The 20,738-nt window shown below is 50.5% G+C and carries 16 protein-coding genes; 8 read left to right on the top strand and 8 right to left on the bottom strand.

The window, feature by feature from the left end; genetic code table 11:
• Window positions 1-23 precede the first annotated feature (23 nt).
• Both FOE74_RS17730 and FOE74_RS17725 read right to left on the bottom strand, forming a co-directional pair.
• Complete coding sequence (locus FOE74_RS17730; RefSeq protein WP_149099967.1) at window positions 24-2,771, bottom strand: DNA gyrase/topoisomerase IV subunit A; 2,748 nt, start codon at window positions 2,769-2,771, stop codon at window positions 24-26.
• The gene (locus tag FOE74_RS17725; protein ID WP_149099966.1) at window positions 2,764-4,644 is read right to left on the bottom strand and encodes a DNA topoisomerase IV subunit B; all 1,881 of its coding nucleotides are present in this window, start codon (window positions 4,642-4,644) and stop codon (window positions 2,764-2,766) included. The genes FOE74_RS17730 and FOE74_RS17725 overlap by 8 nt, the downstream gene beginning before the upstream one ends.
• A 320-nt stretch (window positions 4,645-4,964) precedes the next feature.
• On the opposite strand from FOE74_RS17725, the gene FOE74_RS17720 reads away from it, so the two are divergent.
• The 3 genes from FOE74_RS17720 to FOE74_RS17710 all read left to right on the top strand — a co-directional run bounded on the left by FOE74_RS17720 (window position 4,965) and on the right by FOE74_RS17710 (window position 8,274).
• Entirely contained in the window at window positions 4,965-6,065 is a 1,101-nt protein-coding gene (locus FOE74_RS17720; protein ID WP_149099965.1) for an AI-2E family transporter, read from the top strand.
• A gap of 144 nt (window positions 6,066-6,209) precedes the next feature.
• Window positions 6,210-6,680 (top strand): ferritin-like domain-containing protein, encoded by a 471-nt coding sequence (locus tag FOE74_RS17715; RefSeq protein WP_188686862.1) that lies wholly within the window; start codon window positions 6,210-6,212, stop codon window positions 6,678-6,680.
• 169 nt (window positions 6,681-6,849) lie between these two features.
• Entirely contained in the window at window positions 6,850-8,274 is a 1,425-nt protein-coding gene (locus tag FOE74_RS17710) for an exonuclease domain-containing protein (protein WP_149099963.1), read from the top strand.
• 35 nt (window positions 8,275-8,309) lie between these two features.
• On the opposite strand, the gene FOE74_RS17705 is transcribed toward FOE74_RS17710, so the two are convergent.
• Complete coding sequence (locus tag FOE74_RS17705) at window positions 8,310-9,899, bottom strand: hypothetical protein (RefSeq protein ID WP_149099962.1); 1,590 nt, start codon at window positions 9,897-9,899, stop codon at window positions 8,310-8,312.
• A 156-nt stretch (window positions 9,900-10,055) separates the two neighbouring features.
• On the opposite strand from FOE74_RS17705, the gene FOE74_RS17700 reads away from it, so the two are divergent.
• Window positions 10,056-11,648, top strand: coding sequence for a hypothetical protein (locus tag FOE74_RS17700; protein ID WP_149099961.1), 1,593 nt, complete (start codon window positions 10,056-10,058; stop codon window positions 11,646-11,648).
• Between the two features lie 320 nt (window positions 11,649-11,968).
• Here the strand turns inward: FOE74_RS17700 and FOE74_RS17695 are convergent, their stop codons facing one another.
• On the bottom strand, window positions 11,969-13,042 hold the full coding sequence (locus FOE74_RS17695; protein ID WP_149099960.1) for a DNA topoisomerase IB: 1,074 nt from the start codon (window positions 13,040-13,042) through the stop codon (window positions 11,969-11,971).
• A gap of 208 nt (window positions 13,043-13,250) precedes the next feature.
• Between FOE74_RS17695 and FOE74_RS17690 the strand changes: the two genes are divergently transcribed.
• Window positions 13,251-14,117 carry a M48 family metallopeptidase gene (locus tag FOE74_RS17690; RefSeq protein ID WP_149099959.1) on the top strand — a complete coding sequence of 289 codons (867 nt, stop codon included), beginning with the start codon at window positions 13,251-13,253 and terminating at the stop codon, window positions 14,115-14,117.
• An 84-nt stretch (window positions 14,118-14,201) separates the two neighbouring features.
• Window positions 14,202-15,401 carry an App1 family protein gene (locus tag FOE74_RS17685; protein ID WP_149099958.1) on the top strand — a complete coding sequence of 400 codons (1,200 nt, stop codon included), beginning with the start codon at window positions 14,202-14,204 and terminating at the stop codon, window positions 15,399-15,401.
• Window positions 15,402-15,601: 200 nt separating this feature from the next.
• On the opposite strand, the gene FOE74_RS17680 is transcribed toward FOE74_RS17685, so the two are convergent.
• Window positions 15,602-16,051, bottom strand: coding sequence for a YybH family protein (locus FOE74_RS17680; protein ID WP_149099957.1), 450 nt, complete (start codon window positions 16,049-16,051; stop codon window positions 15,602-15,604).
• Window positions 16,052-16,055: 4 nt separating this feature from the next.
• The gene (gene mtgA, locus FOE74_RS17675) at window positions 16,056-16,787 is read right to left on the bottom strand and encodes a monofunctional biosynthetic peptidoglycan transglycosylase (RefSeq protein ID WP_149099956.1); all 732 of its coding nucleotides are present in this window, start codon (window positions 16,785-16,787) and stop codon (window positions 16,056-16,058) included.
• 119 nt (window positions 16,788-16,906) lie between these two features.
• Here mtgA and FOE74_RS17670 point away from each other — a divergent pair, with 119 nt between their 5' ends.
• Window positions 16,907-17,542: an LON peptidase substrate-binding domain-containing protein gene (locus FOE74_RS17670; RefSeq protein ID WP_149099955.1), complete on the top strand. Its 636-nt coding sequence runs from the start codon at window positions 16,907-16,909 to the stop codon at window positions 17,540-17,542.
• Between the two features lie 48 nt (window positions 17,543-17,590).
• Window positions 17,591-18,844: a metallophosphoesterase gene (locus tag FOE74_RS17665; RefSeq protein ID WP_149099954.1), complete on the top strand. Its 1,254-nt coding sequence runs from the start codon at window positions 17,591-17,593 to the stop codon at window positions 18,842-18,844.
• Here the strand turns inward: FOE74_RS17665 and FOE74_RS17660 are convergent.
• The gene (locus FOE74_RS17660; protein WP_149099953.1) at window positions 18,792-19,679 is read right to left on the bottom strand and encodes a diacylglycerol/lipid kinase family protein; all 888 of its coding nucleotides are present in this window, start codon (window positions 19,677-19,679) and stop codon (window positions 18,792-18,794) included. The two genes, FOE74_RS17665 and FOE74_RS17660, sit on opposite strands and share 53 nt — an antisense overlap.
• Window positions 19,680-19,770: 91 nt before the next feature.
• A complete protein-coding gene (locus tag FOE74_RS17655; protein WP_149099952.1) occupies window positions 19,771-20,580 on the bottom strand; it encodes a M48 family metalloprotease in 810 nt (269 codons plus the stop codon).
• Between the last annotated feature and the right edge of the window lie 158 nt (window positions 20,581-20,738).

Genomic DNA, 20,738 nt, shown 5'->3' with positions numbered 1-20,738 from the left:
CTACTTAAACAATTTAAATAATCCTAAAAAAGATTCAACTGTTTCTTAGGAGCTTTTACAGGTGTCGGCAGATCATCAGATTGTTCATTTTCTACGGACAAACCAATATCTTGTTGTACTGCCTCTATTTCTAATAAAACTTCTTCTCCTGTAGAGTAGGATGCCGCTACTGCGGGCACCTGCTTTGGCTCTACTTTTACAGATTTAACTTGTTTAGTGCTATTTTTAACCTTAGTTGGGGCTGCTTCTTCCTCCTTTTGGATTGTTATACCAAAGATTTTAAAGTAATTAAGTTTATTACCAATAGCCCGCCATCCTTTCACGTCAATGAAGGCACTCAGCAACAAAGTCTCACTCTCTTTGTCAGACTTCTTGTCCCGCTGGAACTTGATTTCAGCTTTAGGTTCAGGATGCACGGAGGCAGCCAGCAATTTAGACCCTTTGGACTCACTGATGAAGATAAACCGTTTACCAATGGTGCTGGTCTCTACCACAAAACGTTTTACGTAGGTGACCTTGGTTTCCCCTTCGGTGTATACCGCAGACACCACCAGTTCCGGTGAGAATTTGTGGATCACTTCTATGTTCTGCACATCATAATGGTTCGTCACGTCAAATGAAGTCATCTCATAGGAACCATCTTTGTAGATCACCAGGATTGAATCATCAGTGTTGAAGGACCCCAGGTATCTTCCCCGGTTCTCAGTGTTCAAACGGCCAATCACTTCGTCATAGTAGATATCACGTCCGCCTCTAGTAGAGACTCCCAGTTCCTTCTGCACCACTTTCTTGATGGGGTGCTTGGTCACGATGTTCCCTTGCGAGCCTTTGCCTTTGATCAGCAGTTCAGCAAAATCAAAGTCAAACTGCTTTACTCTGGCGGTACTGGCCGGTTGCAGCGTGATGCTCACCAACTCGGATTCTGAGTTAGGGTTGGCCGTGAGGTACACCACCTTGGAGTTCTTCTCGCCTTTGGTCAGATCATATTCTTTGTCACGGGTAATAGAGGTCACCGCAAAACGCTTCGCGAAGGAGATGCCCGTTTTTCCGTCTACATAGATCATGTTATAGACCATGTGCTCATCATTCTTATTGTACACGCCAACGTAGATGATGTCTTTGCCCATGAAGATCTTGTCGCTGATGCGCGATACCATGAACTTCCCGTCTTTCCGGATGGCAATGATGTCATCCATGTCAGAGCAGTCGCACACGAATTCGTCTTTCTTGAGGCCATAGCCCACAAAGCCGTCTTTGCGGTTCACGTACAGCTTCTGGTTGGCCACCGCTACTTTCTGGGCAGACACCACATCAAAGGTTCTGATCTGCGTTTTACGTTCTTTCCCTTTGCCGTATTTGGCTAAAAGACCCTCAAAATAGCTGATGGCATAGCGGGTGAGGTTAGCTAGATTATCCAATACCTCGGCCATCTCCTCTTCCAGCTTCTTGATGAACTCATCGGCTTTGAAGGAGTCAAACTTAGAGATGCGCTTGATCTTGATTTCCGTCAGGCGGATGATGTCCTCCTGCGTTACCTCACGGCGTAGGATAGGCTTGAACGGATCCAACCCTTGGTCAATGGCCACCAACACCGCTTCCCAGGTCTCGCACTCTTCAATGTCGCGGTAAATACGGTTCTCAATGAAGATTTTCTCCAGGGAGGATTGGTGCCACTTGTCTTCCAGCTCGCCCATCCGGATCTCGAGCTCACGCTCCAGCAACCGGACTGTTTTCACCGTAGACATGCGCAGCAACTCATCCACGTTCAGGAAACGGGGTTTGTCTTCAATGATCACGCAGGTGTTAGGCGAGATAGAGACTTCGCAATCCGTGAAGGCGTACAGCGCGTCAATGGTCAGGTCAGGGGAAATCCCCGGCGGAATGTGTACCTGAATCTCCACGTCAGCGGCAGTATTGTCTACCACCTTCTTGATCTTGATCTTGTTGTTCTCGCTGGCCTTCACAATAGAGTCCATGAGCGCCGTGGTGGTGGTGCCGTAGGGAACGTCTTTGATCACGAGCAGCGATTTGTCTACTTTCTCAATAGTAGCCCGTAAACGGATCTTGCCACCTCTTCCCCCACCGTTGTAGTTGGTGAAGTCGGCGAGGCCGCCGGTAGGGAAGTCGGGTAACAGATGGGTAGGCCTTCCCTTGAGCACGTCAATGGAGCCTTTGATCAATTCCCGGAAGTTGTGGGGCATGATCTTGGTAGACAAGCCCACGGCAATCCCTTCCACGCCTTGCGCCAGCAGAAGCGGGAATTTAACCGGCAAAGTCACGGGCTCGTTTTTACGGCCGTCGTAGCTCAGCTGCCACTCGGTGGTCTGCCCGTTGAAGACCACATCCAACGCGAACTTGGTGAGCCGCGCCTCAATGTAACGGGGAGCGGCCGCGCTGTCGCCGGTGCGCACATCGCCCCAGTTTCCCTGGGTTTCAATAAGCAGGTCTTTCTGGCCCAGGTTCACGATGGCATCTCCAATGGAGGCGTCCCCGTGCGGGTGGTATTGCATGGTCTGCCCGATCACGTTGGCCACCTTGTTGAAACGGCCATCGTCCATTTCCTTCATGGCATGCATGATGCGGCGCTGCACCGGCTTGAAACCATCTTCCAGGGCAGGCACCGCCCGCTCCAGTATCACATAGGAGGCGTAGTCCAGAAACCAGTTTTCGTACAGGCCGGAAACAGAGGTGATGTCATGGATGGTCTCCTCTCCTTCCAGTTCCGCGCCCAGCTCCAGGTTGTTCTCGTTTTCCAATTCTTCGTTAAGCATATACCTCCTCTACTATATCTTTCTCTATTTTGAGATTCTCAATGATAAACTGCTGCCGTTCAGGCGTGTTCTTGCCCATGAAGTAAGAAAGCACCTTCTGGATGTTCTGCTCCGTCTTGCCCATGATCACCGGCTCCAGGCGGATGTTGTCGCCGATGAACTTACCGAACTCCTCTGGTGAGATCTCCCCGAGCCCTTTGAAGCGGGTGATCTCCGGGTTCTTGCCCAATTTGCGCATGGCGTTCTGCTTCTCCTGCTCATTGTAGCAGTAAATGGTTTCCTTCTTGTTCCGTACCCGGAAAAGCGGCGTCTCCAGAATGTAGAGGTGGCCGTTTTTGACCAGATCTGGGAAAAACTGCAGGAAAAACGTCATCAGCAGCAAACGGATGTGCATTCCGTCTACGTCGGCATCCGTGGCTACTACCACGCGGTTGTAGCGCAAGCCTTCCAGACCTTCCTCAATGTTGAGGGCGTGTTGTAGCAGGTTGAATTCCTCGTTCTCATACACCACCTTCTTCTTCAGCCCGAAGCAGTTCAAAGGCTTCCCGCGCAGGGAGAACACCGCCTCCAACTCTACGTTCCTAGATTTGGTGATAGAACCTGATGCTGAGTCACCTTCGGTGATGAACAAAGTGGTCAAGGCCTCTTTCTCCAATTCTTTGCTTTCACCGAAGTGGAAGCGGCAGTCACGCAGTTTCTTGTTGTGCAGGTTCGCTTTTTTGGCGCGCTGGTTGGCCAGTTTCTTGATGCCGGCCATATCCTTCCGCTCCCGCTCACTCTGCTCAATTCGCTTGCGCAAAGCCTCGGCAACATCTTTGTTCTGGTGAAGGAAATTATCCAGATGCTTCTTTAGAAAATCAACTACAAAATTCCGGACACTTTGGCCATCATGGCTCATGTTAATAGAGCCCAGCTTAGTTTTAGTCTGACTTTCAAAAACCGGCTCCTGAACGCGAATCGCGACAGCGCCTACAATAGAAGCCCTGATATCAGTTCCATCGAAATCCTTCTTCTCTTTGGCATAAAACTCTTTAACCGTCTTTACTACAGCTTCTCGGAAGGCAGCTAAATGCGTACCGCCCTGCGTGGTGTATTGGCCGTTTACAAAGGAATAATATTCCTCTCCGTAATCATTTCCGTGAGTTAAGGCTACTTCAATGTCATCTCCTTTGAGGTGGATGATCGGATACCGCATGGTCTCCTCCGCGATCTTGCGGCTCAGCAGGTCTTTCAGGCCATTCTCAGACAAATACTTTTGTCCGTTGAAATGGATGGTAAGGCCGGCGTTGAGGTACACGTAGTTCCAGATCTGGTTTTCCAGGAACTCCGGAATGAAGTGGTAGTTTTTGAAGATGGTGTCATCTGGCACAAACACGGTGGTGGTACCGTTGCGCTGGTTGCTTTCCTGTAAAGGCTCATCCTTCACCAGTTCACCGCGCTCAAACTCGGCCACTTTGGTTTTACCGTCCCGCACGGACTGGATCCGGAAACTGGAGGAAAGGGCGTTCACCGCTTTGGTACCCACCCCGTTCAAGCCCACCGATTTCTGGAAGGCCCGGCTGTCATACTTACCGCCGGTGTTGATCTTGCTCACGCAGTCAATCACTTTGCCTAAGGGAATACCGCGGCCATAATCCCGCACCACTACTTTGTGGTCGGAAATCTTTACTTCAATCGTGCGACCATGCCCCATCATGTGCTCATCAATGGAGTTGTCAATCACCTCTTTTACAAGAATGTAGATCCCATCATCGGGAGAGGAACCATCGCCTAGCTTGCCAATGTACATGCCCGGGCGCAGCCGGATATGTTCACGCCAGTCCAGCGACCGTATACTATCCTCGTTGTAGGTAACATCAGTCAGTTCAGCCATAGAGAACTTTTGGGTTTAGTAGAATAAGGTAAAATAAAAGAAAAAATGCGTGTACTTTGGCATCATCACCGGGAAAGGGCAATTTTATTGCAGAAACATCTGGTATGGAAAAGCAGTTAAGTATTCTTAGGCGAGCAGTCCAATAGCCCATTTTCTCTTTTAGTGTAACCAAATATAGCGGTTAGCAGTTCATTCACACGGCTAACTTTTGCTTATTTTATTAGCTAAAATACTACTGCCTTCTATTACAACTGCTTATAAATACTAATATTATTAGCACAGCTTAAAATTCCTTTCCTCCGCACAGAAACCTTTAACAAATGGAAATAAAATTACCCGTTTACTTCAAGTACACCGTTATTCTACTGGGGCTGTTCCTGCTGCTTCATTTCTTGCAGACCTTCAGCCCGGTCCTGATCCCCCTCTGCTTTGCGGCCCTGTTCGCGTTGCTGTTGCTGCCCATGACGCGAGGCATGGAAAGACGCCTTCCCCGGGCAGCAGCCATTGTTATCTCCCTGGTGGTGGTCATGGTAGTGCTGGCCCTGCTGATTTGGTTTCTATCGGCTCAGATCAGCAATTTCTCCTCTGAGCTCTCTGAGATCAACAGCAAATTCTCTATGCTGCTGGCCAAATTCCAAACGTTCCTGTTTGAACGCTTTGGCATTAAGCCCACGAACAAATCTGAGTTCCTGCAAAAGGCCCTAGGCAACGTGACCCAGACAGGAACCGCCTTCTTAGGCAGCACCATTTCACTTACCACTGGTGCCCTGACCGTTATCTCGCTTATCCCTATCTACATATTCTGTATGCTTTACTACCGTGACCACCTGCGGCAGTTCATGTTCCAATTCATCACCAGAGACCGCCGTGAGCCGCTTATGGAAACCGTAGATAATATTCAGCGGGTGGTACAGGGCTATTTGTCTGGGTTGCTGATTGTGATCGCAGTGGTGTCTGTGCTCAACTCGGTGGGCCTGATGATCATGGGGGTGGAATACGCGATCTTCTTTGGCGTGATGGCGGCCATACTAACAGTCATTCCCTACATTGGTATTTTGATTGGCGCCTTGTTCCCAGCCTTGTTTGTGCTCATCAACACAGGTTCTGCCGCCCAAATGCTGATCGTGATCGGAATTTTTGGGTTTGTGCAGTTCCTGGAGGGGAACTTCATCACGCCGTTTGTGGTAGGTTCTAAGGTGAGCATCAATCCGTTCGCGGCTATTTTGGCCCTGATCATAGGGGGTGAGATATGGGGAGCCCCGGGCATGATCCTTTCCATCCCCATCATTGCCATCCTGAAAGTGATCTTTGATGCTTATGAACCACTACAGCCGTTCGGGTTCCTGCTCAATGACATCAACCAGGGGCCAAAGGAAAACAAACTCCTCAAGAAGCTGAAGAGCCGGCGAAACAAAGAATAAGAAAAGTACGGCTCTGTTTTGGCAATTGGGGCATTTCAGCACCGTAACCAATACAGGACACCCTAAGTATAAGAAAAGGCATTGAAGTAGTTGATTACCAACTCTTCAATGCCTTTTCTTATACCACCAACTAAAACTGAAACTATGGACAATGCACAAGACAAAGCCCTCAACACCTTGAATGATTTAGTGGAAACCGCCCGCGATGGGCAGAAAGGATATGAAACAGCCGCGGGCGCGGTAGACAACCCCAGCGTGAAAGCAGAGTTAGAACGCTTTGCGCAGCAACGGGCCATCTTTGTGAGTGAACTGGAAAGCAAAGCGCAGCAGTTGGGCGGCAGCACCAGAAACACCACCACCTTAGAAGGAGCCGCTTTACAGGCCGCCGGAGCAGTACACCGGGGCTGGATCAACCTCAAGGCAGCCGTAGGGGCCAATGACAGCAAAGCCATACTTGGGGAATGTGAAACCGGTGACGAGGCCGCCCTCAAAGCCTATGATGCCGCCTTGCACGAACAAGGCCTGCCGGTAGACCTCAAAACCGTGGTGCAGCGTCAATACCAGGAAATACAAGCGGCCAAACAGACCATCACTTCCCTGAAGGAAAGACTGTAGCCTGCGCCTGACAACAGCCGATTAGATAGAAAGCAGCCTTAGGGGCTGCTTTCTTTTTACCTCCTTTGGCGCCTGATTTCTCAAAAAGGGCCATGAAACGTTCTTGGCTATTTTTTGGTTTTACCCTTACGAGTACCCTGGTACTGATCCTTCATCTTAAACAGAGCGCGTGTACGCAATAGTAGATATTGAAACCACAGGCGGCCAACCCGCCGAAGACCGGATAACGGAAATAGCTATCTTCATCCATGATGGTACCCAGGTGGTGGACCAGTTCCATTCCCTGATCAACCCCGGGCGGCCCATCCCCTATTTCATCTCTAACCTCACCGGCATCACTGATGAGATGGTGCGTGATGCCCCTAAATTCCATGAGGTTGCCAAGCAGATCGTGCAGATCACCGAGGGCAATGTGTTTGTAGCCCACAACGTGCGGTTTGACTATTCCTTTCTTAAGAAGGAGTTTTCTGACCTGGGGTTCACCTTCCAGCGCAAAACCCTGTGCACCGTTCGGCTGAGCCGGAAACTGATGCCCGGTTTGCCTTCTTACAGCCTGGGCAAGCTGTGCAAGAGCATTGACATTCCCCTGCAGATGCGGCACCGCGCCATTGGCGATGCAGAGGCTACTGCCATCCTTTTTGACCGGTTATTGAAAATTGATGAGCAAAAGGTCACCTCGGCCCAAGATGACAAACTGCTGGAGCCTTCCTTCATCTCCAAGGAAATCAAAACCTCGCTGTTGCCACCTGCTATCACCAGAGACATGGTAGACGCGCTTCCATTGGAGGCCGGGGTCTATTATTTCCATGATGAGAGCGGCGAGATCATTTACGTGGGCAAAAGCAAGAGCATCCGGAAAAGGATCATCCAGCACTTCAGCATTGACTTCAAGAGCCGCAAGTCCATTGAATTCAAGAACCGCATTGCCAGCATCACCTATGAGCGCACCGGCAGTGAACTGGTGGCCTTGCTGTTTGAATCAGATGAGATCAAGAAACGGAAACCCTTCTATAACCGCGCCCAGCGCCGCAGCGTCTATCATTCAGGCATTTACTCTTTCATAGACCAAGACGGTTATATGCGCCTCACGTTCCAGAAGGCCAAAACCGAGGTGCCGCCCCTGCTCACCATGAGCAACCAGTTCCAGGCAAAGAATTTTCTCTTTAACCGGGTGGCCAAGTACAACCTGTGCCAGAAAATGTGCGATCTCTACAAATCAAATGGCCCTTGTTTTGATTACCAGGTCCACCAGTGCAAAGGAGCCTGCGTGGGCAAGGAGTCACCGGAGGAATACAACCAACGCGTGATGGAGGCCATGGATGCCTTCAAGTATGACTATGACACCTTCGTGATCATAGGCAAAGGCCGGCATCCAGAGGAAAAATCAGTGGTGGTGGTAGACAACGGACGTTATTTGGGTTTCGGGTATTTTGATGAATCGTTCTGCGCCAGCTCCATGGAGGACTTCAAAGGCGTGATCAAGTACTACAATGACAATAAAGATACCCAGCAGATCATACGCGGGTACATGCGCACCAAACACCAGGACAAAGTGTTGGTGTTCTCGCAAGACGAGGAGAACGCCGCGTTTTAGGCCTAATTTTTTATATATGGCCCGTAAACCAGCAGTTAATGCAGGCGGTGCCGAAGAAGCCAACCATCACCGTTGAATTCCTGGGCAGCGGGCACATATGCCTTCTTGTTGATCTTCTGGTGCTTGCCAAACTCGTTCCCGTCTTCCTCGTCCAGCACCAGGATTTTCCTGCCCTTTAATTGAAAACCAGGGGAAATCTCCAACAGATCGGTGCCTTCTCCGCCATAGAGTTTCAGGTTCATCTTGTTTTTACCGGTCCCCCGCAGCACGAAGGTGTCTTTATCCCCTAAGCCGAAGACAGAGATGCTGTGGGTTTCCTTAGGAAGGAACTTCTTCTGGTGGATCAGTTTCTTTTCTTTGTCGGGCGAATGGGTATAGTGGAAAAGGAGCAGACTTCCGTCCGGCTCAAACTGAAACTCAAATGTGTCCTGGGCATCTGTGCCGGGCACCAGCACGTCTTCATTGATTTCTTTATAGAACGCCTCCGCCGCAGAAAGCAAATCCTGGCGGCGCGATTTGAGCTTGTTCGCAAACTCCGCCGCTGACAATTCTCTGATCTGAGGCGGCCAGGTTTGCAGCGCCTGTTCAATCACCTGGTCGGTTAGCCTGGCCTGTAGATCTAAGGCGGCTTGCTGAAATTCTTCCCGGGTCAGGTACGCGAGCAGGTAGGAATCCATCTGGCGGGAGCTTTTAATCAAGCCTGTCACGTTACTGCCTACTATGGTTTTGTCAAAACTTTGGTAATTGGGCTTGAAAACGCCCACCAATTTGGTTAAAACCCCATCATTGAATTTAAAGAAAGCATGGTCCCGGTCGCGGGGAATGGGCGCGTAAAAAGTCTGACCATCCTTTTTCTGTACTGCCCAACGCCATTGGTCTTCGCGCCGGCTCCAGTCGCTCAACCACATGTCAAACAACCTGGACCGCAGGTACCGGCCGGCCTCTACAGCATGCGTAGGGCTTTTCACCATTTGGCTAATCGCTTTTTTAGAGCTTACTATATCATTTGGATTCCCGAAACTGCTGATGGTTTCCCAATTGCCATCGGGCCGCTCCTCCAGCAAAGCCAACGTATGGGCGAACTCTGCTCTAAATTCCCCCAGTGCGGGATCATCTGCCACGTAGACCAATTGGGGATTGGTATGGTAAACATCCGCGGCAGTGGCCAGGGCCGGCACAATAAAGGCTCCGTACGGATGGATCACGCTGGTTTGGTCCCGCATGAGGTTGGCTACAAACGTCTTCTGCAGAAAGGTAGGCAAGGCTTTTGAGGGGTCCTTATCAATGGACCGTAGCACATACTCCCGCCCCTTCTTGTCTACTAACCTCAGATTCTTGGTCTGGAAACTCCCCCCCTGTTTCAAGGGTTCCACACCTCCCTGGAATTTGCTGATCCAAAGAAACGGCACCTGCACCGGCTCGGCCCACACCTTGCGGTAATGTTCTCCCCACCAGAACCGGTGAAAGCTACTACGCAGGTAATGCTTGCCCGCCGCCACCGTAGCGGTTGAATCATTGGGTACTGATTGGGCTTGAGCAGCAACCGGCCAGAAGTAAGACAATACCCACAATAGACCTATTATAGATAACGTGGCCTTCTTCGGGGAAAAGGGAAATTTCATCATAGATTCGTATTTATACCTAAGAAAACCGTGCGATGTTCTGTGTCTATGCGCAATTTCATTAAACCCCTGATTTTCTTACTTTTAACTATATATAAAATAAGCTATTAAAACTTTTTTGGCATACTTCCTGTATGGCAAAAGATTCACACCTGATGCATGCGGAAACTATCTACCTACTTTTTCTCTCTGCTTTTCCTCTGTTTCGGTTGCGCCCGGAAGGAGTTCTTCCAGAAATCTGCGCTGGTTGGGCCTATTGAGCAGGAACGCCATGCCCGTTGGGATTCTGCCACGGTGGTGGCTGGAAAACACTATGACAAGGGGCTATTTCATCGTTTCGTTTGGGGTACGCATTACCGCAAGGTTTGGGCTCAACCCGTGATTTTGCCTGTTTTAGATATTTCCCGCATCCACGGAGGGTTAACCCCGGAGAAAATGGGCGGCGGCTTTCAAACCACCAGTTTAACCTTGGAGAATGAAACAGGCAAACAATATGCGCTTAGGTCCGTGGACAAAGACCCGCAGGAGGTTCTACCCAAAGGCCTCCGGAAAACGGTGCTGACCAATTGGCTGCGAGACCAGACTTCGGCCATACATCCCTACGGGGCAGTGGTGGTATCTGAATTGGCGGGCGGCGCCAGAATCCCGCACAGCCACCCCAAGTACGTGTACATTCCCAAGTATGAGAAAGGCCTGGGCAAGAATTCCTCTGAATTTCAGGACCGCGTCTTTCTGCTGGAAGAGAAGTATGAAGGCAAGGAAGCCCTTACCAGCTACCTGGGCAAAGCCAAAGACCTGATTGATTCCGAGGAGTTTTTCAAAAAACGCTTTACCCAGCATTCGCATTTGCCTGACCAGCTGTCTTTTGCCAAGGCCCGCCTCTTTGACGTTTTCATAGGCGATTGGGACCGGCATGAGGGCCAATGGCAGTGGGCCGTTTATGACACCAGCCACGTGACTACCTATACTGCGGTACCCAAAGACCGGGACCAGGCCTTCTTCAAGTTTGATGATGGCATGATGCCCTGGCTTTTCACCCGCCGCTGGGCACCCCTGAAGAAGATGAAGACCTTCCACCCCAAAGTTTCCTTCACCAAAGGCTACCTGCAAAATGCGCAGTTCATAGATGCCCGCTGCCTGAACGAGGTGACCCTTGACCAATGGCAACAACTGGCCCAGCAACTCCAAATTCAATTAACCGACAGTGTGCTAACGGCAGCGGTTTCTGCCTTACCAACACCAGTATACGCCATTACCGGAGAGGAAATCCTACGGAAACTGAAGACCAGACGGGAACAACTAGCTCACATAGCCAAAGATATGTACCGGCATCTTTCTAAACATGTGGTGGTGGCCGGAACAGACCAGAAGGAGAAATTTGTGGTGGAACGGCTGCCCACCGGAGACACTCGCGTGTACCTGATCCAGATAGGTGATAAAGGCAAAAAAGGCGACCTTTTGGTTTTTGACCGTATTTTCAAAAAAGAAGACACTAAATCCATTGCCTTGTACGGCTTAGCCGAAGAAGATGAATTTGTTATTACCGGTCAGGGAGACAGCGGCATCAAGGTGTTGATATACGGCGGCATGGGCGAAGACAAAGTTAGTGACAATTCCCAGGTGAAAGGCTGGGGCCACAAGACCTTGGTACTGGACACCAAGCAAGGGGTTGAGGTAGAGAAAGGGAAGGAAACTAAGGTTAAGAAAAAGAAGAGCGTAGCAGTTCATGCCTTTGACCGCGAAGGTCTTTAAAAAAAAGATGTGGAGATTTGGAGATTTGGAGATGAGGAGATTTGAAAATTTGGAGATGTGCAGATATGAAGATTTGCAGGCGTTTTGCCTAATCAATTAAATGCATAAGCAGATTTACCTAAAGAAAAGAAAGTACCCTTTAGCACTACCTAGTTCATTACTTTTCTAAACCTATTCACAACTCCACATCTTCTCATCTGTTCATTTTCAAATCTCCAAATCTCCTCATTTATTCATCTCCATATTTCCAAATCTTCAAATCTTCAAAAAGAGGCATCATTGCCTCCTTTAACGGTAGCTTGTCAAGAGGAACTAGAGGCTTAAGCCACCTTTACTTCCTTCAGCATTTTTATGAGGAATTCCTCTGTTCGGGAAAGGAACGGGTTTTCCTTCCGCTTTTTGGCGTCGTGCTTTCTTAGGTAGTCTATCAATTTGTCTTGCTTGAACAGGTTTACTACCTCTGGGTGGATGTAGTACTTACTGCAGACGGTGGGCGTGTTGCCTAACTCTTGCGCAACCCGTTTGGCTGCCTCTTTCACTGATTTCTCCTTCTCAATATCCGGGTTCTCGTCCAGTAGTTGTTCCAGGCATTCTACCATCAAGACGGTGCCGCCCCAGGTTCTGAAGTCTTTGGCGGTGAACTCCTCTTTGCTCAGGCTGCGTAGGTACTCGTTCACGTCCCCAGATTCTATGGGTAGGTGGTGCCCCTCTTCGTCATAATACTGGAACAGATCATGGCCTGGGATGTCCTGGCATTGCTTGACCAGGCGCGCCAGGCGGCGGTCTTTGATGCTGATCTCATGTTTTATGCCTTTCTTGCCCACAAAGTCCAGCCGCAGGTTATCGCCTTCCACCTTCACGTGGCGATCACGCAGAGTAGTAAGGCCGTAGGATTTATTTGACTTGGCGTAAGTTCGGTTCCCGATCCTGATGAAGGAGTTGTCCAGCAGTTCCACCACAATGGCCAGGATCTTGCGCTTCTCCAGCTTCTTAAGGCGCAGGTCTTTCTCCACCTGTTTCCTGATTTCGGGTAACGCCTTGCCAAAAGCCAACATGCGCCCAAACTTATTCAGGCTCCGGGCTTTCCGCCACTCCGCGTGGTAGAGGTACTGCTTCCGGCCTTTGTCATCGCGACCTGTGGCCTGGATGTGCCCATTCGCTGACGGACAAATCCATACCTCGGTCCAAGCCGGCGGGATGACCAGTTTTTGTATGCGGTCCAGGATTTTCTCATCAGTGACGCGTTCCCCCTTGGCGGTGAAATACTCAAACTGTTTCCGTTTTAGCTGCCGGGAGATGCCAGGCTTGGTGTCAGGGAAATAGCGCAGCCCGGCTTGCTGGGCAGAGGCGGCCACGTCGGCGTAAAGGGCATGAGGAGTCAATTGTTCTTCCATGGAAGTAGATCAAGACAAACGTTCCTTCCTTTAACCTATCCAAGGCATAAAAGTTGTACCCTTCCTTTTGCCGTTGTTTTACAAAAAGAAGCCTTTTTCTCTTCTTTCCCCATAATTCAGAATGGTTGGAATTATCCGCCGAAAACAACTTCCTTTGTCGTTTTTCCAGAACCTGCGTAGTACTCTCAAAGCAACCATCTTTCCTTATATGAACCATACCAAACTCCCGGTCTCCGCCAACGTTAGGCAGCGGATTTCAAAGGCCTTCTGTATCCTGTCCTGTGTTTTGCTTTCGGCTTGCGGCAGTGATAAAAACGGCGATACTGTGTTTTTCTCCATTGAAGAAGATCTGAAGCTGGGGCAGCAAGTAGCCAAGCAGGTAGACTCTACCTATGAGGCTACCGGAAAACTACTCAACCGCAATTCCTCTGACCCTAAAATCAGGGCTGCTTACCAGCACCTGGATCAGATTGTGGAGCGGTTACTGGCCACGGACCAGGTAAGTTACCGCGAAGAATTCCCCTGGGATGTGAAGATCATCAAAGATGCGGAAAACCTGAATGCCTTTGCTACGCCTGGGGGTCACATCTATGTTTTCACTGGCCTCATCAACAAACTAGAGACCGAAGATGAATTGGCCGGCGTGCTGGGGCATGAGATTGCTCATGCTGACCAACGGCACTCCATTAAGCAGTTGCAGAAGCAATACGGCATCTCCTTTATTACCAAATTGCTTTTAGGGGATAATGCAGGCGAGTTAGAACGGGTGGCTACCTCGGTGGCGGGTCACCTCACCGGATTAAAATTCAGCCGGGATTATGAGCGTGAAGCCGATGAATACTCGGTTTTGTACCTGGGCGCCACCAATTACTACGCGTGTGACGGGGCCGCGGGCTTTTTCCAGAAAATGCAGAACCTGCAGAACAGCGGAAACCCGCCAGAATTCATCAGCACTCACCCGGCGCCCGGCAACCGCATTCAGCAGATCCAGGCCGAGGCGAAGCAACGCGGCTGTAATACCCAACCTGCCGCCAACACCCGTTTCCAGGAATTCAAGAGAAACCTGAGCTTGTAAAGGAGCTTTAAGCCGCTATGCGTATTTATACTTATAAGCCCTTTTTTCGTACACTTAGCAAACACGCCAACCTACCTCACAACTATGGAAAACGATTGGAAAAAAAAGGCAGGATCAGTCATTGAGCGCCTGGATGATTCGTTTGACCTCTTCATGCAGCGGTTCCGGAACAGATTCGGGCTGTATAAGCCCCTCCAGATTGTACCTTACCGCAGCTACGGAACCGTGAACCGGTTGTACCTGAAAGGAAGGGTATTGGCCAACAAAGGCATTACCGGGGCGGCTGACAATGACAACCTCCTGAAAAACCTGGTGAACATGTACCGCCGCTTTGAGAGTGACGAGGTGCGGGATGCCCAACTGCGCGTCTCTTTCCAGGGGCAGGAACACACGGTGATCACCGACAAGGAAGGTTATTTCGTGATCAACCTGGAGCCCCAGACGCCCCTGGTGCTGGAGGATATCTGGCATGAAATGGAAGTGGAACTGGTCAAAGCCGATATTTCCTCTTTTGTGCCGGGCATTACCACCAAAGCCCACGTGCTGGTGCCGCCCCCTGATGCAGAATACGGGATCATCTCAGACATTGACGACACCATTGTGCTCACCTCGGCTACAGATGTGATCAAGATGTCGCAGCACACCTTCATGAATAACGCGCGTACCCGGCTGCCATTTGCAGGGGTCTCGGCGTTCTACCGCTCTTTGCAGCTGGGCCGAAACGGCAAGCGCAACAACCCGTTTTTTTACGTGAGCAGCAGCCCCTGGAACATGTATGACCTGCTCCACGATTTCCTAGACATCAATGATATTCCAGCCGGCCCCCTCCTGCTGCGCGATTTCGGCCTCATGCAGAACAAGTTCTTTGGGGCAGACCACATGAGCCATAAGTTCAAAGAAATCCAGAACATCCTGCTCACCTATCCGCACCTGAACTTTGTGCTCATCGGGGACAGCGGACAACAGGATGCGCCCATCTACAAGGAGGTGATCAAGAACTTCCCGGGCCGCATTCTCTGCGTCTACATCAGGGATGTGGAGTTGGAGGACCGCGCCAAAATAGTAACTACCATCTCTGAGGAACTCAAAGGAACCGTAGAGATGCTGCTGGTCAAAGATACCGCCGCCGCCGCTAAGCACGCCGCCGACAATGGCCTGATCTACCACGAGGAGATCCAGAAAGTAGAGAAACAGAAAGAAATTGACAAGGATGATGCGGCAGGCACCGCCACCCAACAAACCCCAGCCCCCATCAGCAAAGACACGAGAGGTGTGAAGAATTAAGAATTTAGAATTAGGAATTAAGAATCAGAGGAAGTGTTTAGAAACCAGTTTTAAGGAAACAGGCCCAAAACACTTCCTCTGTTCTTTTACCTCGGAACCTAAAAGTAAAAGGTACCAATTCAGATAAAGGCGGCCAAGGAAAAACTAATTCCTAATTCCTAATTCCTAATTCCTAATTCCTAATTCCTAATTCCTAAAAATCAACTTGAATGGTCGGCTACGATTTTCCATTCTTGGTCTATTTTTCTGAAAACAAGGGTAAAATGGCCTTGGACATCGCCTATGGTGCGGCGCAGGTGCCATTTGCCTACCACAAACACCACTTCTTTGCTTAGCTGCTCAGTTTTCAATAAGGTAAAGGTGAGGTGCCCCATGGCTTCTGGGGTGGGATAGCTTTTCCGGTAATTCTGGAGCGTTTTCTCCCAGCCATAGGTGGGGCCGTTCTTGCCCAGGAACAGCAGGGAATCAGACTTCCAGTAGGGCTGCATATAAGTTTCCAGGTCTCCTTTGTTCCAGGCTTCGCTTTGTTGCCGCATGACTTCCCCAATCTCTGTCTTAATATTCTCTAAGGGCTGAGTTGTCTTACAGCCCAACGTGAAACAGAGCAAGAGCAGATAGAAAGTTTTGCGTAGGTAAGGAGGAATCTTCATAACCTTATTCTAACATCTTTTTTATGTAGGTAGAGCCGCCCAGGCGGGTCATGTTCCGGGCAATGTTCCGGCGGCGCCGAAGGGTATAGCCAGAGGGGCTGGCCGCCGTATACTTGATAGGGTTGGGTAACACAGCGGCTAGTAAGGCAGCCTGGTTCTTTGTGACTTCAGTAGGCGCGCACCGGAAATATTTCTGGCTGGCCGCGTGCACCCCAAAAATATGGTCGCCCATCTCGGCTATGTTCAGGTACACCTCCAGAATACGCTCTTTGCCCCATAACACCTCTATCAGGAACGTGAAGTACATCTCCACTCCTTTTCTAAGGTAGCTGCGGCCGTGCCAAAGAAAGACGTTCTTGGCTACTTGCTGGCTGATGGTGCTGCCCCCTACTGTTTTCTTGCTGGACATGTTCCTTTGGAAAGCCGCTTTGATGGCCTTGAAGTCAAACCCATGGTGGGTAAAGAACAGTTGGTCCTCCGCTGCCACCACCGCCAGAGGCAAGTGCAGAGACATGTCCTCCAGGTCTACGAACTGGTGCTTGATCTCTGAGATCTTCTGGTTTTTAGGAGACGGTTCTGACCGCTTAGACAACATGTGCAGCGTCACCGGTGGATCAAGCCAACGGTAGGCCAACACCCAAAGCACCGACCCTAAAAATAGAGTGATACAAAGCTTCAGGAAAAGCCATCGGGCATCTGCCCAGGTAAAAGACCAGGATAATTGCTGTTTTGCCATAAATCAACCTACGCAGGCCGCCCCAATTGCCAAAGCCGGCCCCACAAAAATACAGAAATAGTAGCAGCATCAGGAAAGGCTTCTTAAATTAGGAGCTTATCCTTTTCCCCTGCCCGGCCATGAGTAGATTTCTGCCTCTTTTTCCGCTGAACATTGTCGTTTTTCCGGGGGAAAAGCTCAACCTCCATATTTTTGAACCTCGCTACCGCCAGTTGATCCTGGAGTGCGAAGCCAATGACTCTACCTTCGGGATTCCCGTTTACCTGGAAAAAGGGGTGGGTGATTATGGCACGGAGATCAAAATCTTGGGGATAGAGAAAAAATACCTCAGCGGCGAGATGGACATCAAAACCAAAGGGTTGGGCATCTTCAAGATCAAGGAGTTTCAACGGCAGGTACCAGGGCGCCTCTATTCAGGGGGCGAGGTGGAAGACCTGGAAATCATCCAGGATGAGGAACCCTTGCAGCGGGTGCAGATTCTGGAGCTGCTGCGGCAACTGTACTCGGCACTGGGCATCCAAAAGCTCATGCTCAACCTGCCAGACAACTTCAAGTCTTATGACGTGGCACATCATTTGGGCTTCTCCACAGAACAGGAATATGCCCTATTGCAATGTCTGCGCGAAAGTGAGCGGCTGGAGATCATATTAGACCACTTAACCAAGATCTTGCCGGTAGTGCTGGAAACGGAACGCCTGAAAGAACGCGTCAAATTGAACGGCCATTTCAAACATCTACCGCCACCCAACTTTTGAGGGCTTAAAAGAGTAAGATAAGAGAGCTTTAACCGCCCGCACACGCACATGCTCTATATTATTGCCCTCATTGTTTTCCTGGCTGTCAATACGTGGTTTATCCTGGCATATAGGCGGGAAAGGAAATTCAGGAAAAAACCTTTCTACTCCCTGGCAGAGATTGGCTGGCGTACTACCTCGCCCCCACCGGCGGAAAAAAGAACCCACTCCATTGCCCTGGTAGGCGATGTGGGCAACAACGGTTCCTTAGAAGATGACGTATTGCTGCAGGCGGTGCACCATTGGGTGCAGGAAGCCGGGCAGAATAGCACCATCCTCTTCTTAGGCGACAACGTCTATCCCACCGGGCTACCGCCGGTGGGCAGTTTCAGGCACCCCCAGGCAGTACAGAGGCTGGAAAACCAACTGGCGCTCTTCAAAGGGTATACCGGAAAAGTCATCTACCTGAGTGGCAACCATGACTGGAACAAAGGCCGCAAAGATGGCTATGACTTTGTGTTGCGGCAAGAGAAGTTCATCAATGAAAAACTTCAGGATGAAAGCGCATATCTTCCCCGCGGGGGCTGCCTGGGTCCGGTAACCTGGGAAATCAACGGACAGCTCCTGATCATTGTCATCAATACGCAGTGGTGGGTGCAAACCGGACATAAACCTCTGGAACGGTCACCGGAGGAGCCATATGCCACCTCCCGGGAATTTTACGCTGCCCTACAGGCTCTTTTAGAGGAGAACCGGCACCGGTTCATTGTGTTGGCCGCCCACCACCCGGTGTACAGCAATGCCCTGCACGGGGGCAAGTTCACGGTCAAACAACACCTCTTCCCGCTCACTTTCATCAACAAGCGAGCCTTGGTCCCCCTGCCTATTATGGGCTCTATTTTCAGAATTTACCGCAAATACGTGGGGGCCCATGAAGACATGTCTTTTCCGCCGTTCAGGAAATTCCGCCGTAGGTTGCTACGCATCCTGCACCAGCACCAGTCTATCTTCTACGTGGGCGGGCATGACCACAACCTGCAGTACTTTGAGGTAAAAGGCAACCATTATGCGGTAAGCGGCTCAGGAAGCAAGACAAACTTTGTAGCCAAGGGCGGAAAAGCCTCTTTTACCCACGAAAACAAAGGATTCATGGTGCTGGACCAGTACCAGGACGGTTCAGTATGGCTTAGGGTGGTAGAACCAGCTACGGCGCCGGGAGAAGATCCGCAGGTGGTCTTCCAGAAAAGCATCTACCAGGGAGCACCGGTTCCTACTCGGCAGGGTGCGGCAGCACCACCTTCAAGCTCTTCGGTTGCACCGTGAACTTTAGTTCCTGGTCAAAGTGCTCCGGCTCCCCGTCTATCTGGCAGACTTCGTTTGAATGGTTGATGATTGTAGCCGAACTACAGCTGAACCGGTGGGTATAGACCGAGCTGTCAATGCTATCTGTGTACAACCGGTACAGGATGCCCAGGCTGGAGGATTTAGGAAACGGCTCTAAAACACAAATCTCAAAGCTTCCGTCATTGATGACCCCGGTTGGGTTGATAGCGGCGTTGCTGCCGAAGGCTTTGGCATTGGTCACGGTAATCATGAAGGCTTCCGCATCAAAGATGGTTTTGCCTTCGGCGATGATCGTGTATTTTTTTGGCTCATAAGCCATGAATTCCTGCATGGCAATCCAGGCGTAAGCCCCGGGCCCCCGGGTATCACCCGAACAGAAACGCTCTACCACCAGCGCATTGAACCCCACATCACATAAGTGGATGGATAATTGGCCGTTCACATCCAAAGTGTCAATGGCCATGATATGATGCTCCGCGAGCAAATGGAGGGCCTCATCAAAGTTTTGGGGGATTCCCAGGTCTTTTGACAAACCGTTGCCAGAACCCTGCGGAATGATGGCCAGGGCCACCCCTGTTTTATTGATGGCCTTGGCTACCAAGCTCACCGTTCCGTCACCGCCCACCGCGCAGGCAATGTCTGGGGAAATGGCAGCGATCTTCTCCTTCAGTTTTCGGTCATCCTCTTCCCCAGTGGTTTTGTAGTAGTCCGCCTGGAGGTCATTCTGCCGGCAGAAGGCGATGATGTCTTCGGTCAGTTCATCTTTGTCAATGTCGCCGGAAATGGGGTTTATCACGAAAAGGATCTTTGTCATACCAACACAGCAGATTTAGAAGGCGTATCTAATTTATAACCAGTTCCTGTTTTTAGCCTGTTTTACAGAAACCGGTGCTTTTTTGGCTTACTTACGGAATCAGCCCAGAGGGAACCCCGTTGGGAAAAGCGGAGGCAATGGCTTGTTCAATGCGGCCCACCCGGTTTTCTGGGTTAGGGTGGGTCTGGAAAAACTCTGGACCACCCGCCCCCGACCGGCCTTCAGACAACACCTCCATCACCCCTATCATGGCTCTGGGGTCATACCCAGCCTGGGACACAAACAAAACCGACAACTCGTCTGATTCCAATTCATCATCACGTCCGTATTTGAGGTTCATCAATTTCCCAATCATGGCGGCCGCCGCGGCCGCGCTGGCACTGGAGGGGTTCTGAGGGTCATAGGTTGCAACGGCCGCAGCCCCGGAAATGCCTTGGGTTAACTGGCTTTTGGCGATCTGTTCCGCTGAGTGGCGCGCCACCACATGCCCGATCTCATGGCCTAATACTCCCGCCACCTGACCTTCCGTTTTCAGACGGGCTAATAGACCAGCGGTAAGGAAGATCTGTCCGCCGGGCAAGGCAAAGGCGTTGATGGTGCTTTCATCTGCCAATAAATGGAAGTCAAACTGGTAAGGGGTTTCCCGGGCTTTGGTGCTTTGCACAATGCGTTGCCCTATTTCTTTGACCCTGGCTGCCGCTTCCTGGTCTGAGTGCAGGCCACCGTATTGCTGGGCCATTCCAGGCGCCGCCTGCAACCCTAGGGCTATCTCCTGGTCAGCGCTCATATTCACGTGCTGCGTTTCACCCGTCACCGGATTATACTCCTGGTTGCACCAGTATGTCACCAAAGAGAAGGCAGCAATGAGCAAACCGATCACTAAGCGCAAAGAACCTCTCATTTTTGTAGTTTTCTCAGTCCGGTTAAAAGTTTCCAACTTCCCTTCCTGGCAAGGTCAGGTAAGTGCTTGAGTAGAAGAACGGCTATCAAAGGACTTGGTTACGTGCACTACGGAGGAGCTGTGGCAGAATTTCTTTCTGATATAGGGCAAATACTATA

It is taken from the genome of Rufibacter glacialis, from assembly GCF_008271745.1.
Taxonomy (GTDB): Bacteria; Bacteroidota; Bacteroidia; order Cytophagales; family Hymenobacteraceae; genus Nibribacter; species Nibribacter glacialis.
Note: the sequence above shows the minus strand (reverse complement) of the source record. Positions and strands in the feature narration are given on the sequence as shown.

Coding starts and splice junctions, on each gene's coding strand:
- FOE74_RS17730 (WP_149099967.1), bottom strand. CDS start 2,771: ATGCTTAACGAAGAATTGGAAAACGAGAACAACCTGGAGCTGGGCGCG.
- FOE74_RS17725 (WP_149099966.1), bottom strand. CDS start 4,644: ATGGCTGAACTGACTGATGTTACCTACAACGAGGATAGTATACGGTCG.
- FOE74_RS17720 (WP_149099965.1), top strand. CDS start 4,965: ATGGAAATAAAATTACCCGTTTACTTCAAGTACACCGTTATTCTACTG.
- FOE74_RS17715 (WP_188686862.1), top strand. CDS start 6,210: ATGGACAATGCACAAGACAAAGCCCTCAACACCTTGAATGATTTAGTG.
- FOE74_RS17705 (WP_149099962.1), bottom strand. CDS start 9,899: ATGATGAAATTTCCCTTTTCCCCGAAGAAGGCCACGTTATCTATAATA.
- FOE74_RS17700 (WP_149099961.1), top strand. CDS start 10,056: ATGCGGAAACTATCTACCTACTTTTTCTCTCTGCTTTTCCTCTGTTTC.
- FOE74_RS17695 (WP_149099960.1), bottom strand. CDS start 13,042: ATGGAAGAACAATTGACTCCTCATGCCCTTTACGCCGACGTGGCCGCC.
- FOE74_RS17690 (WP_149099959.1), top strand. CDS start 13,251: ATGAACCATACCAAACTCCCGGTCTCCGCCAACGTTAGGCAGCGGATT.
- FOE74_RS17685 (WP_149099958.1), top strand. CDS start 14,202: ATGGAAAACGATTGGAAAAAAAAGGCAGGATCAGTCATTGAGCGCCTG.
- FOE74_RS17680 (WP_149099957.1), bottom strand. CDS start 16,051: ATGAAGATTCCTCCTTACCTACGCAAAACTTTCTATCTGCTCTTGCTC.
- mtgA (WP_149099956.1), bottom strand. CDS start 16,787: ATGGCAAAACAGCAATTATCCTGGTCTTTTACCTGGGCAGATGCCCGA.
- FOE74_RS17670 (WP_149099955.1), top strand. CDS start 16,907: ATGAGTAGATTTCTGCCTCTTTTTCCGCTGAACATTGTCGTTTTTCCG.
- FOE74_RS17665 (WP_149099954.1), top strand. CDS start 17,591: ATGCTCTATATTATTGCCCTCATTGTTTTCCTGGCTGTCAATACGTGG.
- FOE74_RS17660 (WP_149099953.1), bottom strand. CDS start 19,679: ATGACAAAGATCCTTTTCGTGATAAACCCCATTTCCGGCGACATTGAC.
- FOE74_RS17655 (WP_149099952.1), bottom strand. CDS start 20,580: ATGAGAGGTTCTTTGCGCTTAGTGATCGGTTTGCTCATTGCTGCCTTC.